The sequence below is a fragment of the Streptomyces sp. NPDC048269 genome (assembly GCF_040652395.1).
Taxonomy (GTDB): domain Bacteria; phylum Actinomycetota; class Actinomycetes; order Streptomycetales; family Streptomycetaceae; genus Streptomyces.
Map to the genome: position 1 here is coordinate 1 of NZ_JBEZLW010000044.1, position 15,497 is coordinate 15,497.

Annotated in this window: 15 protein-coding genes and 1 tRNA gene; 5 read left to right on the top strand and 11 right to left on the bottom strand. The window is 72.6% G+C overall.

The genetic code is table 11. From position 1 onward, the window contains the following. Positions 1 to 95 precede the first annotated feature (95 nt). Positions 96 to 509 carry a CBS domain-containing protein gene (locus tag AB0D48_RS30590; RefSeq protein WP_362404130.1) on the bottom strand — a complete coding sequence of 138 codons (414 nt, stop codon included), beginning with the start codon at positions 507 to 509 and terminating at the stop codon, positions 96 to 98. A 388-nt stretch (positions 510 to 897) separates the two neighbouring features. On the opposite strand from AB0D48_RS30590, the gene AB0D48_RS30595 reads away from it, so the two are divergent. After that, the gene (locus AB0D48_RS30595; RefSeq protein WP_362404133.1) at positions 898 to 1,227 is read left to right on the top strand and encodes a plasmid stabilization protein; all 330 of its coding nucleotides are present in this window, start codon (positions 898 to 900) and stop codon (positions 1,225 to 1,227) included. Between the two features lie 132 nt (positions 1,228 to 1,359). Beyond that, positions 1,360 to 2,253 (top strand): SDR family oxidoreductase, encoded by an 894-nt coding sequence (locus AB0D48_RS30600; protein ID WP_362404135.1) that lies wholly within the window; start codon positions 1,360 to 1,362, stop codon positions 2,251 to 2,253. Positions 2,254 to 2,285: 32 nt separating this feature from the next. On the opposite strand, the gene AB0D48_RS30605 is transcribed toward AB0D48_RS30600, so the two are convergent. Together AB0D48_RS30605 and AB0D48_RS30610 are read right to left on the bottom strand one after the other, a co-directional pair. After that, a complete protein-coding gene (locus AB0D48_RS30605) occupies positions 2,286 to 3,470 on the bottom strand; it encodes a zinc-dependent alcohol dehydrogenase (protein ID WP_362404137.1) in 1,185 nt (394 codons plus the stop codon). After that, complete coding sequence (locus tag AB0D48_RS30610; RefSeq protein WP_362404139.1) at positions 3,467 to 5,971, bottom strand: nitrate reductase; 2,505 nt, start codon at positions 5,969 to 5,971, stop codon at positions 3,467 to 3,469. The genes AB0D48_RS30605 and AB0D48_RS30610 overlap by 4 nt, the downstream gene beginning before the upstream one ends. 307 nt (positions 5,972 to 6,278) lie before the next feature. On the opposite strand from AB0D48_RS30610, the gene AB0D48_RS30615 reads away from it, so the two are divergent. Beyond that, positions 6,279 to 6,581 carry a hypothetical protein gene (locus AB0D48_RS30615; protein WP_362404143.1) on the top strand — a complete coding sequence of 101 codons (303 nt, stop codon included), beginning with the start codon at positions 6,279 to 6,281 and terminating at the stop codon, positions 6,579 to 6,581. Positions 6,582 to 6,703: 122 nt separating this feature from the next. On the opposite strand, the gene AB0D48_RS30620 is transcribed toward AB0D48_RS30615, so the two are convergent. From AB0D48_RS30620 to AB0D48_RS30640, 5 genes are all read right to left on the bottom strand, one after another. Further along, on the bottom strand, positions 6,704 to 7,450 hold the full coding sequence (locus AB0D48_RS30620; protein WP_362404145.1) for a VOC family protein: 747 nt from the start codon (positions 7,448 to 7,450) through the stop codon (positions 6,704 to 6,706). A gap of 149 nt (positions 7,451 to 7,599) precedes the next feature. Then, positions 7,600 to 7,884 carry an isoamylase early set domain-containing protein gene (locus AB0D48_RS30625; protein ID WP_362404148.1) on the bottom strand — a complete coding sequence of 95 codons (285 nt, stop codon included), beginning with the start codon at positions 7,882 to 7,884 and terminating at the stop codon, positions 7,600 to 7,602. 303 nt (positions 7,885 to 8,187) lie between these two features. Further along, positions 8,188 to 8,421, bottom strand: a complete 234-nt coding sequence (locus AB0D48_RS30630; protein WP_362404151.1) for a hypothetical protein — start codon at positions 8,419 to 8,421, stop codon at positions 8,188 to 8,190. A 206-nt stretch (positions 8,422 to 8,627) separates the two neighbouring features. Then, positions 8,628 to 9,128: a hypothetical protein gene (locus AB0D48_RS30635; protein WP_362404154.1), complete on the bottom strand. Its 501-nt coding sequence runs from the start codon at positions 9,126 to 9,128 to the stop codon at positions 8,628 to 8,630. Between the two features lie 175 nt (positions 9,129 to 9,303). Next, positions 9,304 to 9,378 (bottom strand) — tRNA-Trp (locus tag AB0D48_RS30640). A gap of 270 nt (positions 9,379 to 9,648) precedes the next feature. Between AB0D48_RS30640 and AB0D48_RS30645 the strand changes: the two genes are divergently transcribed. After that, a complete protein-coding gene (locus tag AB0D48_RS30645; protein WP_328929665.1) occupies positions 9,649 to 9,852 on the top strand; it encodes a cold-shock protein in 204 nt (67 codons plus the stop codon). 177 nt (positions 9,853 to 10,029) lie between these two features. Here the strand turns inward: AB0D48_RS30645 and AB0D48_RS30650 are convergent, their stop codons facing one another. From AB0D48_RS30650 to AB0D48_RS30660, 3 genes are read right to left on the bottom strand one after another with little or no spacing between them, the layout of a single operon-like run. Then, positions 10,030 to 11,220 carry an FAD-dependent oxidoreductase gene (locus tag AB0D48_RS30650; protein ID WP_362404157.1) on the bottom strand — a complete coding sequence of 397 codons (1,191 nt, stop codon included), beginning with the start codon at positions 11,218 to 11,220 and terminating at the stop codon, positions 10,030 to 10,032. Continuing rightward, complete coding sequence (locus tag AB0D48_RS30655) at positions 11,217 to 12,614, bottom strand: FAD-dependent oxidoreductase (protein WP_362404160.1); 1,398 nt, start codon at positions 12,612 to 12,614, stop codon at positions 11,217 to 11,219. Before AB0D48_RS30655 ends, AB0D48_RS30650 begins: the two co-directional genes overlap by 4 nt. Further along, the gene (locus AB0D48_RS30660) at positions 12,611 to 14,047 is read right to left on the bottom strand and encodes an FGGY family carbohydrate kinase (RefSeq protein WP_362404163.1); all 1,437 of its coding nucleotides are present in this window, start codon (positions 14,045 to 14,047) and stop codon (positions 12,611 to 12,613) included. The genes AB0D48_RS30655 and AB0D48_RS30660 overlap by 4 nt, the downstream gene beginning before the upstream one ends. 397 nt (positions 14,048 to 14,444) lie before the next feature. Between AB0D48_RS30660 and AB0D48_RS30665 the strand changes: the two genes are divergently transcribed. Then, the gene (locus tag AB0D48_RS30665) at positions 14,445 to 15,425 is read left to right on the top strand and encodes a hypothetical protein (protein WP_362404166.1); all 981 of its coding nucleotides are present in this window, start codon (positions 14,445 to 14,447) and stop codon (positions 15,423 to 15,425) included. Positions 15,426 to 15,497 lie beyond the last annotated feature (72 nt).

A 15,497-nucleotide genomic window follows, 5' to 3' on the forward strand; every position in this document is an offset into this window, starting at 1 on the left:
GGGCGCGGACCCGGCGCCGGGCGCCGCGGGACGGGCTGGTCTACGCGTCGGCCCGGAGGCCACCGCGGTGGCCTCCGGGGCCTGGCCCGGACAGCTCAGCTGGACAGCGTCTCCAGGAGGTCGCCGACCTTCGCGTCGGGCAGCGCGCGTGCCACGTCGGCCTGGGCCACCATGCCGATGAGGTCGTGGCCGTCGATGACCGGCAGTCGGCGTACCTTGTGCCGGGCCATGGTGCGCAGGATCTCCGCGGCGTCGTCGTCGGCTCCGATGGTCACGGCCTCGCCCTGGGAGAACTCGCCGGCCTTGCACTGGGCGGGGTCCTTGCCCTCTGCCAGTACCTTCACCACGATGTCCCGGTCGGTGAGCATGCCCTTCAGCTTGTTGTCGGTGCCGCAGATGGGCAGCGCGCCGACACCGAGGTCCCTCATCTTCTCGGCCGCTCGGAGGATGGTCTCGTCGGCACCGATGCACTCGGCGCCTTCCGTCATGATTTCGCGGGCAGTGGTCATCGGCTGTGCCTCCTCGTCGCTCCGTTTTCGGTTCGTCTCCTGGCCCCTGCCCGGTCGCGTGCGCGGCTAACGCCGGGACGCCACCCGGGTAGGGGTTGCCGCCGGCCTCGCGGGTCAGGGTTTCCCGCGTCCCACCGCTCTGCCACGCCGCACCCCTCGGCGGGGGAGCAACGGATCAGCGACATCCTGACCCGTCCGGAGCAATCCAGCCCCGCGCGCCCCGCCCCAGGCCGGCCCGACCCCCCGCCCTCCGCCCCAGGCCACGGTCCGGCCGACGTCCGCCGCACGACTGCGGCCGGCCCCCCCCGTCTGGCGCGGGCGAGATGCGCGGTGGCCGACGTCCCCGCACCATGACCGTGACATCACAGCGTCGATGAAGGGATGCGACATGCCCCGAGGTTCCAGCCCGAAGCGTGAGCGCCAGTACGAGCACATCAAGGAGTCCGGCGAGAAGCGCGGCATGTCAGAGGGCCGTGCGAAGGAGATGGCCTCCCGCACGGTGAACAAGGAACGTGCACGTTCGGGGGAGAGCAAGACGGCCAGTCGCAGCTCCACCCAGGGAAAGTCCGCCTCGCAGCGGGGCGGCGAGAAGTCCGGGGGAGGCCGCAGCTCCTCCGAGCAGACCAAGGACGACCTCTACCAGGAGGCGAAGAAGCGGGGCATCGAGGGCCGCTCGACCATGACCAAGCAGCAGCTCAAGAGCGCCCTCGGTCGCTGATCTCACGCAGCCGACGCGGGGCCACGCCGTGCGAGCGCAGGCCCGCCCGCCTCGGGTTCTCGCCCGCCTTGACCTGGCAGGTCCGGTCCGGTCCGCGAGAACGCCCAGACACCCGAGCAGCGGAGAAGAGCCATGCCCTCGCACGAAGCGCCCCGCGTTCCCGACCCGGTGACCCGCCACCCCCGACCGCCGTTTCCCGACCAGGAGCAGGACCACCCCGGCTCCACCGAGGCGATGGATCCGCGACCCGACCACGGCGAGGACTCCTACCGGGGCCACGACGTGCTCCTGGACCGGGCGGCGGTCGTCACCGGGGGCGACTCGGGGATCGGCAGGGCCGTGTGCCTGGCCTTCGCCCGGGAGGGCGCCGACGTCGTCTTCACACACCTGCCCGAGGAGGAGAACGAGGCCGCCGAGACGTCGCGCCTGATCCGCGAGGCGGGCCGCACGGCCGTACCCGTCGCGTGCGACATCCGTGACGAGGGCCAGTGCGCGGCCCTGATCGAACGGGCGGTGAGCGAACTGGGGGGCATCGACATCCTCGTCAACAACGCCGCCTACCAGATGGCCCAGCCCGACGGGATCGAGGCAATCACCACGGAGCAGTTCGACCGGGTGATGAAGACCAACCTGTACGGGATGTTCTGGCTCTCCCGCAAGGCCCTGACCCACATGCCCCGTGGTGGCTGCGTCATCAACACCACCTCGGTGCAGGGTTACCAGCCCAGCCCCCACCTGCTCGACTACGCGATGACGAAATCGGCGATCATCTCTTTCACGCACTCCCTGGCGCAGATGGTCGCCGAGCGGGGCATCCGCGTCAACGCGGTCGCGCCCGGCCCGGTGTGGACGCCGCTGATCCCCGCGACGATGCCGGACGCCAAGGAGTTCGGAGGCAACTCGCCCCTGGGCCGCCCCGCTCAGCCGGCCGAAATGGCACCCGCGTACGTCTTCCTGGCCTCGCCCCAGTCCAGTTACATCACGGGGGAGATCGTCAACGCGACCGGCGGCACACCCCTCCCGTGACGCTCCCGGCCGAACTCGTCCGGAGATCCCGGTCAGGGGTTGAAGAGGACTTTGACCGCGCCGTCCTGCTTCTTCTGGAACATGTCGTACGCCTCGGGGGCCTCGGCGAGAGGCAGTCGGTGGGTCGCGAAATCGTCGACGCCGAGCGGGTCGCCGTCCGTGAGGAGCGGCAAGAGGTCTTCGACCCAGCGCCACACGTTGGCCTGGCCCATGCGGAGCTGGATCTGCTTGTCGAACATGGTCAGCAGGGGCAGCGGGTCGGTCATGCCCCCGTACACGCCGGAAAGGGAGATGGTCCCGCCCCGGCGTACGAGCTCGATGGCGAGGAGGAGCGCGGAGAGGCGGTCCACGCCGAAGCGTTGCATCATCCTCGCGGCCAGGACGTCCGGCAGCATGGTGGTCAGATGCTGGGCGCCCTTCGCCACGGGTGCACCGTGGGCTTCCATGCCGACGGCGTCGATGACGGAGTCCGGGCCGCGCCCGCCGGTCAGCGCCCGCACCTCGTCGACGAGGTCCGCGCCGTGCGTGGTGAGGTCGAGGGTGTGGACGCCGCGTGCGGCGGCGCGGCGGAGCCGTTCGGGGACGAGGTCGACGCCGATGACGAGGCTCGCTCCGCGGTGTGCTGCGATGCGGGTGGCCATGTCTCCGATGGGCCCCAGGCCGAGTACCGCGACGGTGCCGCCGGGTGGGATCGCGGCGTACTCGACGGCCTGCCAGGCGGTGGGCAGGACGTCGGAGAGGTAGACGAAGCGGTCGTCGGGTCCGTCGGCCGGTACGGGGATGGGAAGGGTGTTGCCGAAGGGGACGCGGAGGTGTTCGGCCTGGCCGCCGGGGACCTGTCCGTAGAGCTTGGTGTAGCCGAAGAGGGCTGCGCCGCTGCCGTGTTCGCGGACCTGCGTGGTCTCGCACTGGGAGTGCAGGCCCTGGCCGCACATGTGGCAGGTGCCGCAGGAGATGTTGAACGGGATGACGACCCGGGCGCCGGGCCGGAGGCGGGTGACCTCGGAGCCCACTTCCTCCACGATGCCCATGGGTTCGTGGCCGAGGATGTCTCCTGCGTCGAGGAAGGGACCGAGGACTTCGTAGAGGTGCAGGTCGGATCCGCACAGCCCGGTTGTGGTGATCTTCACGATCACGTCCGTGGGGTCTTCGATCACGGGGTCGGGCACGGTGTCGACGCGGACGTCACGCTTGCCGTGCCAGGTCAGGGCCTTCATGGCGACTCCTGCTCGTATGGCGTGTGCACCGGCTTCGAGGCGGTGTTCGTGGGGCCGGGAGCCGGGCCGGAGGGGCGGGCGACCAGCGTGATGCGGGCGCTGCCGGCCTTGAACAGCGGCTGCTTGGAGGCCGGATCCCAGCTGGTGGGCGTGAGCTCGTTGGCGGCCCGGTGGTGCCCCGCTCCCTCGGGGGCGTCCCAGTAGCCGTAGTGGAACGGCAGGAAGAGGACACCTTCGCGGATGCCCGTGACGCGTGCCCGAGCCCGGACGGTTCCCCGCCGGGTGGAGACCTCCGCGAGGTCGCCCTCCCCGATTCCGGCGGCCGCCGCATCGGCCGCGGATACCTCGATCCACATGTCGGGCGCCGCGGAACGCAGTTCGGGCACGCGACCGGTGCGCGTGCGGGTGTGGAACTGGTACAACGTGCGGCCGGTGGTCAGCCACAGGGGGTAGTCGTCGTCGGGCTGCTCGTGCGGCGGGACGTACTCGGCGGTGCGCAGGACCGCCTTGCCGTCCGGATTCAGCGACCGGTACGCGTCCTCGTCGAGCGGCGTGCCCGTGAGGAGGTCGCGGCCGTAGGTCTCGCAGTCTTCGGGCCTGCTGCGGAAGTCGCCCCGGGTGTAGAGGCGCTCGGTGCCTTCCGGGTGCTCGGTGGTGCAGGGCCATTGGATGCCGCCGCGCTCGCGCAGCAGCGCATAGGTCAGTCCGCTGTAGTCGCAGGGGCGGCCGCGGCTGCATTCCTTCCACGCCTCGAAGACCTCTTCGGGGCCCCGCCAGGGGACGAGCGGTGCGTCCGAGGCGTCGCGCAGGTCCATGCGGCGGGCGAAGTCCAGGAAGACGTCCAGGTCGGGGCGGGCCTCGCCGGGAGGCTCGACCGCTTTGAGGGAGAGGTGCACGGTGCGGTCGGCATTGGTGAACGTGCCGGTCTTCTCACCCCAGCCGGCGGCGGGCAGCACCACGTCGGCGAACTCGGTCGTCTCCGTCGGAAAGAGGTCCTGGACGACGAGGAAGAGCCGGTCCTGACCGAGCACGGCCCGAACGCGTTCCAGTTCGGGCAGGGAAACGGCGGGGTTGGTCCCGGAGACCCACAGCATGCGCAGGGAGCCTTCCTCGGCGAGGCGGATCATCTGCATGAGGTGGGTGGGCGGGCCGTCGTGGGGGATGCGGTCGGGAGTGAGGTTCCAGACCTTCGCGAGCTCCTCGACGTGCCGGTGGTTGGCCCAGTTCCTGAACCCGGGCAGGTCTCCGTCCGCTCCGCACTCGCGGGTGTTCTGGGCGGTGGGCTGGCCGTTCATCTGAAGGACGCCACAGCCGGGCCGCCCGAGCATGCCGCGGATCAGGTGCAGGTTGTTGACCTGGACGGCGGCGGCAGTGGCCTGGTGCGACTGGTAGAAGCCCTGGAGAACCGTGGACAGCAGCCGGCCGGCCTGGCCGAGGAGGCGCGCCGCGGCACGGATCTGCTCGGCGGGTACCCCCGTGGCCGCGGCGGCGGCCTCGGCCGGGAAGCCGGCCACCTGACGTGCGAGGCGGTCGAAACCGACGACATGGGCCTCGATGTACGCGGAGTCGATCCAGCCACCCGCGATCACCTCGTGCAGGAGGCCGTTCATGAGGGCCAGGTTGCTGCCGGGCTTCGGCTGCAGATGGACGGTGGCCGCCTCGGACACGGGGCCCGGCCGGGGGTCCACACACAGCAGGACGGGCGGTTCGCAGCCGGCGAGACGGTCCAGGACCCGGCTCCAGAGGACCCCCTGGGTCTCGGCCATGTTGTGGCCGAAGAGCGCGATGGTGTCGGCGTGGTCGATATCGCCGTACGACCCGGGCTGGCCGTCGCAACCGAACGACTCCTTGAGCGCCTCGCCGGCCGTTGCCGTGCACAGCCGGGTGTTCCCGTCGAGGTGTTTGGTCCCCAGGCCGCCGCGGGCGACGAGGGCCAGGGCGTAGTACTCCTCCAGGAACAACTGGCCACTGGTGTAGAAGCCGATCGAGGCGGGGCCGGGTCCGTCGAGGAGCGCGCGGGTACGGTCGGTGATGCGCGCCATCGCCGTGTCCCAGTCGGTTTCCCGCTGAATGCCGCCCACCCGGATCAACGGTCGGGTCAGACGGTCCGGCGAGGAAATGGCCTGCCACCCGTAGAGGTCCTTGGGGTCGAGGCGGCCGCGGTTGACCCGGTCGCCGGCCACCCCCCGGACGCCCACCAGCCGGCCGTCACTGACGGCCAGCTCCATCGCGTCCCCGTTCGAGTGGAAGTTGGAAGCGGTCGGAACCCACCGGTCGACGCGGCCGGCCCGGGCTCCGTCGGTGCCCGCGGAGCCGTCGGTAACCGAAGAGCCATCGGCACCCGTGGAGCCGGAGCCGTCGGCGATGTACGAGTCCACGCGCTCGGGCCAGGTTTCTCCCCGCCCGAACGGGGTGCGGCGCCCCCACGGCTCGGCAATACGGTCGGGGGACGGTTCGGGGCGAAAGGCCCCGGCGCTCACGCGTTCCGGTTCCTCTGACATGGCGGGCGCCTGCCCCCGTTTTCGGGCCGCCATGCCTTTCGTACGCGTGCGGGCGGCCCGTTCGCCTCGCCCGAGTACCGACGTGGCGCCCTGTATGACGGCTCTCACCCCCGCCGAATCGAGCGAGGCCGAGCTATGGGATTTGCCCAGGTATGTACGGGTAGGGGCAACTGGAAGAGTTCGCCGGGCCGGGTCGGCCCGGGGCGGCTGAGGAAAGGCAGGCATGGCCATGGCGAAACAGCGGAAGCCGAGCCAGGACGAAGCGACCAGCAGACACTCCGGTCAGCAGCACGGTTGGTCACCTGACGTGGACGCTACGCGTCAGCAGGAGAACCCGAGTGCCGAGCGCTCCTTCCACGCGGAGGAGCACGCGCCCGCGCCCGGCCCCGGCCGCAAGGTGTCCAACGAGGAGACGAAGGGCTCCGGCGTGGACGTGGGCAAGAGCGAAGGCCGCAGAGGAGAGCGGCAGGCCAAGGGCGCCAAGGGCGAGAAGGGAATGCGCGATCTCGGCCCGCAGGGCGCCTCGCAGCGCCCCAGTGGTACGCGGGACGCATCGGCTGTCACCGGGATCGATCCGCAGGACCCTCCCGGCAAGCGGAGCGGCGGCTGACCCGCGCGGCCCGACTGCACGCTGGGGCGGACCACCCGGCAGCCCCACCTTCGTCAGCCCTCGTGCGTTTCGCCGAAGCGGCCGTACCCGGCGCCGTGGCCGCGTAGCACTGCGGCGACTGATCAAGAGAGGCCGGGTCCGGCCGGGCCGACGATGCCGAACAGCGCGCCTTCCGCGTCCCGCAGGGTGATCTCCTGGGGAAGAGGACCGGAGTCCGTCACGGAAAGGGTGCTGCCGCCCAGTCCGATGGCCGCCTTCACCGCGGTTTCGAGGTCGGGCACCCGGAAATGGACGTGCCAGCGTGGCCGCAGGTGCGGGTCGGGGGCCTCGGCGAGGGTACCGCCGCGCAGTCGGGCCACCGTCCGGCCCGCGTGGCGGAGCAGGATGCGGTTGTCCTCCTCCACGTAGGCCACCTGGCAGCAGCCGGTGTGCCCACAGGCCCACTCCAGCACTTCGCCGTAGAAAATGGCGGCGTCGAAGGCGTCCCGCGTGCGCAGTTCGAGCCAGGCCGGAGCGGCGTCGCCGCCCATACCCCAATCGGGGATGGCATCCCCCTGCCAGATCCCGAAGACCGCGCCGTCACGGTCGGAGGCGAGCGCCGCCCGTCCGGTGCCGAAGGACAAGGGGCCTACGGCGACGGTTCCGCTGCGTTCGAGGACGCGTGCGGCCGTGACGTCGGCGTCGTCCACGGAGAAGTACGGGGTCCAGGCCACGGGGACCGTGACCCCGGGCGGCAGGACGCCGATACCTGCCACCGGGACGCCGTCGCTGAAGCCCACGGAAAACCCGTCGCCGAGGCGGGCGGAACCGAATTCCCAGCCGAGGACCGTACCGTAGAACTCCTGCGCCGAGCCGAGGTCGCGGGCCATCAGACTGACCCAGCAGGGTGCACCGAATGTTTCGTGGCTCGATGTCGACACGACTCTCAACCCCATCCGCTGATGCGCCCCCGGGAGCCCTTCCACGGTACTCGCGGAGCGCTCCCGGAGACGGTGCGTAGGTGAGTGGGCGCGGTGCGTCAGGTACGGAGGAGACTGTTGGACCCGTCGAGTGCGTCGGCGCCCTCGTCGTTGAACCAGTAGTCGCCCGCCGCGAGGTAGCGGAAGGCGTGCGTGCTCGCCCCGGGCAGGGTGACGGTGACCGCTCGCGTGCCGTCCTTGCGCGGTTGCAGCTCGTGCGTGCCCGGCTGCCAGTCGTTGAAGTCGCCCACGACGCTGACCGGTCCCGGCGGGATGTCCGCCGACAGGACGAAGGTGATCTCCGTGTGGTCCTTGCTGCCTTTGCGGCGCTTGCGTTCGAGCACGGGAAGGCTCCTGCCGAGTCGGGGAACGTCGGCCACATCCTCGTACCGGGGCGGGCCGGCCCTACGACGACACGGCGGACGAGCACCCGGCTGGCGGAGCGGAGACGCGTACGGGGCAGCCCTCAGGACACGGAAAGGCCGCGCCGAAACCGCCGCCGAACTCCGCCCGCCCGCGCACCATGATCGCCGGCGGAGCCGGATCGACGACTTCACCGGATCGCGGCAGGACGAACCCGCCGCCCTCGACGCGTGCGACACAACCCTGCTGCCGGGCAGCTGAGGACCGGCGGCACGGCAGGCGTTTCAGCCGCCGCCCTCGGGGCCCTTCCATTCGACCCGGTGCTTGCGCGGGTCACCCGGATCCTGCGGCTGGACCTGCGGCCGGTCGAGACGGCTCGCCTCGTCCGTGTCCGCCGCCCGGGTGCCTTCGGGCTCCGGACGGGAGCCGGTCCGCTCCGCATGCGGCTTGCGGCGCCGGGTCTCTTCGTCGCTCTCGTCGTGCAAGGGCACGCCTCCCGCGCCACCTTGGTCGTCCATGACAACCTCCTCCGTGCTCTGCGCCGGACTGCCCTCCCTCGCCCAGCACGTGCCCCGAGGACCCCCACGCAAACCGCCCCGGCCGCCGGCACCGGCGGTGCCTCCACCCCAGCCCCGGCGCGGCGGACGCCACGGCCGCGCACGGCACGGGGCCAGGCCGTGTCGTCCCATGGCGCAACAGCTGCCGGCCTTGCCGCCGGCCCGGCTCACGCCTGCGCCCACGTGCGCAGCACGGCCTCCCGCTCACGCGGCTTCGGTGTGCCCTCCCGGCTGTGCTCACGACCCCACTCCTCGAGGGTCCGAGGGTCCGCGGTTCCCGCCACGAACCGGGCGAGCAGGTCCTGAGAGAGCGCTGCCTCCTCGGCGCCGTATCCCCCGGCCGCCGCCGAGTGCACCGTCACCGCCTCCGGGCCGGCCTCCGTCTCCAGCCGCAGCGTCATCTCGGGCGGCCCCTCGCCGAGGAAGGCGCCGAACGCGGCAGAGATCATCGACCCGAAGAACTTCGTCGCACGGCCCGACGGGCTTTCGGCGGGCACGTCCTCGACGACCGCGGACCGCAGGCCTTCCCACGTCCAAGCCCGGGAGCCGTCGGGGTCCTCGGCTTCCAGCCCCTCGGCGGTCAACCGGACACAGCTCCCGATGGCGGTCGGCGGCGACCCCACGTACACCGCGTCCGGAGTGACCCAGAACAGACCGACCATCGCCATGGCGCACTCCCACTCTCGTCACTCCAGTACCGGCCCCGCGAGTCCCGCCCGCCACCCGTACCGCCGACCCGGAACGGAACGCCGCAGACACGCCGAAGGGCCGTGCCGGAACCTCCGTCGGAGGCGAGGCCGCGCACCAGCACTGACACGTACGCAGGCGAGTGATTCCGGTGGACGGAGCCGACCGGATTCGAACCGGCGTCCTCGCGGTTTTGGAGACCGCGCGCGTCGACCTCTGCGCTAAGGCCCCGCCCGCCCCGCATCGTAATGCCGCCCGCAGCCGGGTGGCGGTGGAGGAGACCTGGGGGGCTCTTCAGGGACGGAGTTGTCCCAACCGGCGATCAGTGGCCGTTGCTCTCTGGTGAGCTGGGGTTCCGGCGTGTAACTTCAGCGGGAGCTGTCGTGGTTCGCAGTCCCTGCCCGCGCCCTGGCGTGGGCGTTTTGCTGTGCAGTGCCGGACCAGGGCGATCACCTCCGGGTCCGCGCGGTGCGGATCCGACATCGACTGAGAGGCATGACCATGGCCAGCGGAACCGTGAAGTGGTTCAACTCCGAAAAGGGCTTCGGCTTCATCGCGCAGGACGGCGGCGGTCCGGACGTCTTCGCGCACTACTCCAACATCAACTCCACCGGCTACCGCGAGCTCCAGGAAGGCCAGGCCGTGACCTTCGACATCACGCAGGGCCAGAAGGGCCCGCAGGCGGAGAACATCACCGCCGCCTGATTGGCGCAGCCCGCATCCGCCCGCCCCGGAGCCATGGGCTCCGGGGCGGGTTCGGATCGACCACCGCGTGCGTCCCTCCACGCCCGCAACGGGCTCCCGAGACCGCACGACCCGGAGCCCGGACTCCCGCCGCCGGGCCCGGCTCGGCCGTCGGCTCGGGACGACCCGGCCGTGCCGTCAGGTGAGGCGCACCACCACCGGGCCGCCTGTCAGGTCGACCCGGCTGGTCCACCCCGGCGGCAGCCGCAGCGACCGCGACGGTGACACCGGGCCCGGGAACCACCGCCGCCACAGCAGCCGCCCGTCCTGGCCGACCGACACCACAGGGCCGTTCAGCGGCTCCCCGGACCGCACCAGCAACGGCCGCCCCGCGACGCCCGTGACCCGGTTCGGCGTCACCCACACCAGCGGGGCCCGAACGACCAGTGGCGGGCCGGGATCCGGCCACCGCGAGCCGGACAGGTGGGCCAGCACCGGGTCCGCGGCGGCGGCGCCCTCCGAGGCGGCCGTGGTGGCGCGTTCGACGCCGTGGAGGGCGTTGCCGACCGCGAAGACGCCCGGCGCCGACGTACGAAACCGCCCGTCGACGGAGGGTCCGCGGGTGCCCGGCGCCAGGGCGATGCCGCCGCGCCGGGCCAGTTCGTGATCGGGGATCCAGTCACCGGTGAAGACCACCGTGTCGCAGACGAGAACGCCCGACCGGCCGTCCTCGTGACGCACGGCCACGCCCGACAGGCGGCCCCGTCCGCGCAGTTCGTCCACCGTCGTGGCCGTGAGCAGCGGGACCCCCGGCACGGCGGTGCCGCGCGAGCGCTCGGTGACCATCGCGACCACGTCCGCACCCGCCCGGCGCAGCGTACGTACCGCGTGCCGGGCCACCGGCTCGGCGCCCACCACCACGGCCCGCCGCCCGACGGACTGCCCGTACAGGTGGACCGACTGCTGCAGCTCCCCGGTGGTCAGCACACCCGCCGGACGTGAGCCCGGCACCAGCCGGGCGCTGCGGGGGCGCTCCCGGGCACCCGTGGCGAGGACGACGGCCCGGGCCGTGATCCGCTCCAGGCCCGCCGGGCTGGTGGTCTCCAGGGACAGGGGGCCGGCCCAACCGGTGGCGGTGACTCCGGTACGGACCATGGCCCCCGCTCCGACCGCAGCCTCCACCGACCGCCGGGCGTAAGCCGGTCCCCGGAGCCAGGGGCGCGGCGGCCACCCGAACCCGCCGTGGTGGCAGTGGCGTGGCACGCCTCCGGCGTCTTGCTCGCGTTCCAGGACCTCGACCCGCCCCGCGCCGGCGCCCGCGAGGCGGGCGGCGAGGGCCAGCCCGGCTGGTCCGGCGCCGACGACCAGGACGTCGACCGTACGGTTCACCGGCGGGCCTCCTCGAAAAGCGCGCGGACGGCTGCGCCGCAGTGGAAACCCTGGCAGCGGCCGCCCCGCGCGCGCGTGCGTCGCCGCAGGCCGTCCAGCGAGCCGGGCGGCACCGTCCCCGCGAGCGCGTCCCGGATCTCCCCGCGGGTCACCCGCTCGCAGTGGCAGACGATCCTGCCGTACTCCGGGTCCGCTGCGATCAGCTCCGCGTCGCGGTACGGCCGGGGGAATGCCTCTCCCAGGTTCGCCATCCGAACCGGCTCCAGCTCCCGCGCGCCCGTCACCGGCAGGCCGCCCTCGGCGAGCAGCTCCACCACATGGGCGGCGATCGCCATCGAGGCGGTCAGACCCGTCGAGCGGATCCCGCCCACGGTGACGTACCGCTGCGCGGGGTGGGCCCGGATCGCGTAGTCCTCGGACCCGGTCGCGGCCCGCAGCCCCGCGTACACGGCGGTGACCTCCTCCTCCATGAGCGCCGGCAGGATCCGCCGGCCCTTCTCCCGCAGCAGCGCGATCCCTTCGGCGGTCGATCCGGTGGCCGTCTTGTCGTCCAGGTCCTCGGCGGTCGGCCCGAGCATCACGTTCCCGTACACCGTCGGCGACACCAGCACCCCCTTCCCGAGGGCGCCCGGTACCGGCAGCAGGATGTGCCGCACCAGGCCGCGGGCGAGTTCGTCGAAGACGATCAGCTGGCCCCGCCGCGGCGTCACGGCGAAGTCCGCATGGCCGAGGAGCCGGTCGACGTCGTCGGCGTACAGGCCCGCCGCGTTGACCAGGTGGCGGGTGCGCAGCGGTCCCCGGCTGGTCGCCAGGACGTGCGGGTCGCCCGGGGTAGCGGCTTCCACACGGCAGTTGAGGTGGAGGTCGGTACCGGCGCGGACGGCCTGTGTCGCGTACGCGAGCGTGGTCGTCCAGGGGCAGATGACGGACTCGCCCGGCACGTCGAGTGCCCCCAGCACCCCCGGCCCGAGTTCCGGTTCGCGGGCCCGCACCTCGTCGGCCGAAACGATCCGGGCCGAGCGGTAGCCGTTGCGTACGGCCTTGTCGGCCAGGCCCGGCAGCGCGGCACGCTGTTCCTCGTCCCAGGCCACCAGAAGTGCCCCGAGCGGTTCCACCGGGATGCCGCTGTCAGCGGCGTACGCGGCGAGCCTGCGCCGGCCCTCCCGGACGAGCCGGGACTCCAGGGAGCCGGGCACGGCGTCGAAACCGGTGTGCAAGATGGCGGTGTTGGCCTTGGAGGTGCCGTCGCCGACATCGTCGGAGGCGTCGACCAGGGCGATCCGCAGGGGGAGCCGGGAGAGTTCGCGGGCGATCGCCGAGCCCACCACCCCGGCGCCGACGACCGTCGCGTCGTACACCCCGCCGGGCAGGGCGCCCCGAGTGGTGACGGTCACGCCGGGCCGTCGAGCAGGGCCGACACCGCCGTCCGGAACCGTGCGCGGCGCTCCGCGGCCTGCCCGGCGCCGGCCCTCGGCTCGTATACGGCGGACGGCTTCCACCGCGGGACGGCCTCCTGGACGGTGAGCGCGGGATCCAGCCCGAGCCGGGCGACCGCGCCGACGCCGAGCGCGGTGGCGTCCGGCAGCGCCGACACCTCGACGGGGATCTGGAGCAGATCGGCCTGGGCCTGCATGAGCAGCGCGGACCGGGTCAGGCCGCCGTCGACGCGCAGGGCGGCGAGCGGGGCGCCCAGATCGGCGGCGACCGCGTCCGCGAGCTCCGCCACTTGGGCGGCGATGCCGTCGCACAGGGCGCGCACCAGGTGCCCGGCCGTGGTGGCGAGGCCGAGACCGGTGACCGAGCCCCGCAGATCGCCCCGCCACCACGGGGCGGCGAGCCCGGCGAGAGCGGGGACGAAGGTGACGCCGCCCGCATCCTGGACGCTGCCGCCCACGGTGTCGATGTCCTCGGCGCCGGAGATCACGCCGAGGTCGGTCAGCCAGCGCACGGCGGAGGCGGCGGTGTACACCTGTCCGTCCAGGCAGTAGCTGGTCCGTCCGGCGAGCCGCCAGGCCACACAGCCGACCAGCCCGGAGGCGCTGCGGCGGGGGAGTGGACCGGTCTGCGCGAGCAGGAACGCGCCCGTGCCGTAGGTGCACTTGGCGGTTCCGGGCTCAGTGACGCGCTGGGCGAGCAGCGCTGCCTGCTGGTCGACGAGCAGCCCCGTCAGCGGCAGCTCGGGCCCGAAGGCGGAGGTGGTGCCGACGCGGGTGTCCGCGTCGACGATCTCCGGCAGCCGCTCGCCCGTGAGGCCGAAGGCGTCGAGTGCCGGCTGCGACCAGCCGACGGTGTCGAGGTCCAACAGCTGGGTGCGGCCCGCCGTCGCCGCGTCGGTCACGAACGCACCGGTGAGGCGGTTCACGAGCCACACGTCGCTGGTCGTGACGACGCCGAGGCGCGTCAGGTGGCGGCGTATCCAGGCCATCTTGGGCGCGGCGAAATAAGGGTCGAGCGGCAGACCGGTCGCCTCGCGCAACAACGCTGCGTGCGGGGCGAGTTCGGTGCAGAGCGGTTCGGCGCGCCGGTCCTGCCAGACGATGGCGTCGGTCAACGGCGCACCGCTCGCAGGGTCCCAGGCGAGAACGGTCTCGCCCTGGTTGGCCAGCCCCACGGCGACGACCGGCTCACCGGCCGCCGCGAGCGCGGCCCGCCCGGCGTCGACGACCGAATCCAGCAGCTCCCCGGGGTCGACCTCCACCCGGCCGTCCGGCAGGTGGCGGGGCCGTACGCGTGCGGAACCGGAGCCGATGACCCCGCGTACCGGACAGACGACGAGGGCCTTGGTTCCCGACGTGCCTTGGTCGACAGCGAGCACCGGGCCCGTCATCACCACTCCGTCCCTGGTGTCGGCATGCGTGATCGTCGGTCGGAAGCCTCCACCAGCGGACGACGCGCGTCAAGATCCTCCACCGTCACCCGGGAGTCACTGACGCAAAGTCATGTTGCTCACATGGCTTGTACGTTGCGTTCGAACAAGAATCCAGCGGTGGATCCCCCCACTCGCCCTATAGTGATCGCCGATCAACGGGAAGACGTCGACCGCGGGTCAACGGCGGGGATCCGGAGCTCAGTTCACGCGCGGCTCGCGCATCCCCGGCGCCGGCACGGCTGCAGTGCGGCAGTCGAACGCCGGATGGTCCCACCCTCCACGCGATCCGAGGACTCATGACCACGACCACCGCAAGCCGCGCCCGTCCCGGGCGCCCACCGACCGGGACGAGGTGATGGCGGGCAGCGACTTCCGGCCCGTCTACCACCCCGCAGGCCACGACAACGAGCTCCGTGTCGCCGTCCAAGACCTGCGCACCGGCCGATGGGTGTCGATGGCGCACTTGCTCGAACGGACGGACAGCTGGGGCCTGTGGACCCAGCGCACCCAGGTCCTCGCCGCCGTGGCCGCCGGATCCGACGTGGTCCAGGCGTGGCGGACCGAGGAACCGCACAGCGTCGCCGCGACCGTGATGCACACCCGTGTCGTCGTCGAACGGGCCGTCCGCGCCCACCGCGCCGGACATCCCCGCACCGGCGAGCTGTGGCAGGAGGCCTGGGAAGCCTGCCGGCACGCGGCCGGCGTCAGCCCCGCCGACCCCGTGCCCTGGGTCTGCCTGCTCGCCCTCACCCTCCTCGACGAGCACCGTCAGATGGACGAGCACCGGCTGCCGCCGCCCGGCCCGATGCTGCCCCCGGGACCCTGGGGCCTCCTCGCCGAGGCGGACAAGCGGGACCCGCACAACCGCGAGGCGTACCACAGGATGCTCCAGTTCGTGTACGCGGGCACGACCGGACCGCTCTCCGAGGCCGCCAACTTCGCGCACTGGGCCGCCGGCTCCGCCCCGTCGGGGTCCGCCGCCCACGTCCTGCCGCTCTACGTACGGGTCGAACGCTACCGTCGTGAACGCGGCCAGGAGAGGGCCCTCGATCTGCACTGGGTCGCCGAGAACGCCATCCGCGACGCCGGCAACGCGCTGGACGCCTGGTTCCGCAGCGCCGACCCGCGGCACGCTTCCCCGCTCGACCTGAACCACCTCGCCCATGCCCTGTGGGGAGCCCTCCGGTTCGACGAGGCGGCCCTGGTCTTCGACGCGATCGGCCGGTACTGGACCACCCTGCCGTGGGCCTACCGGACCCGCGCCCCGGCCGACCAGGCACTGGCCGAGGAGGTGTTCCTGCAGGCCAGGTCCCGCAGCCTGGCAGCCCGGGACTGACCTTCCGTCCCCACGGCAGCCGCTCTCCCGCCACCCGCTCGCCCGCCACCCGCTCCCTCACACCCGCTCCCT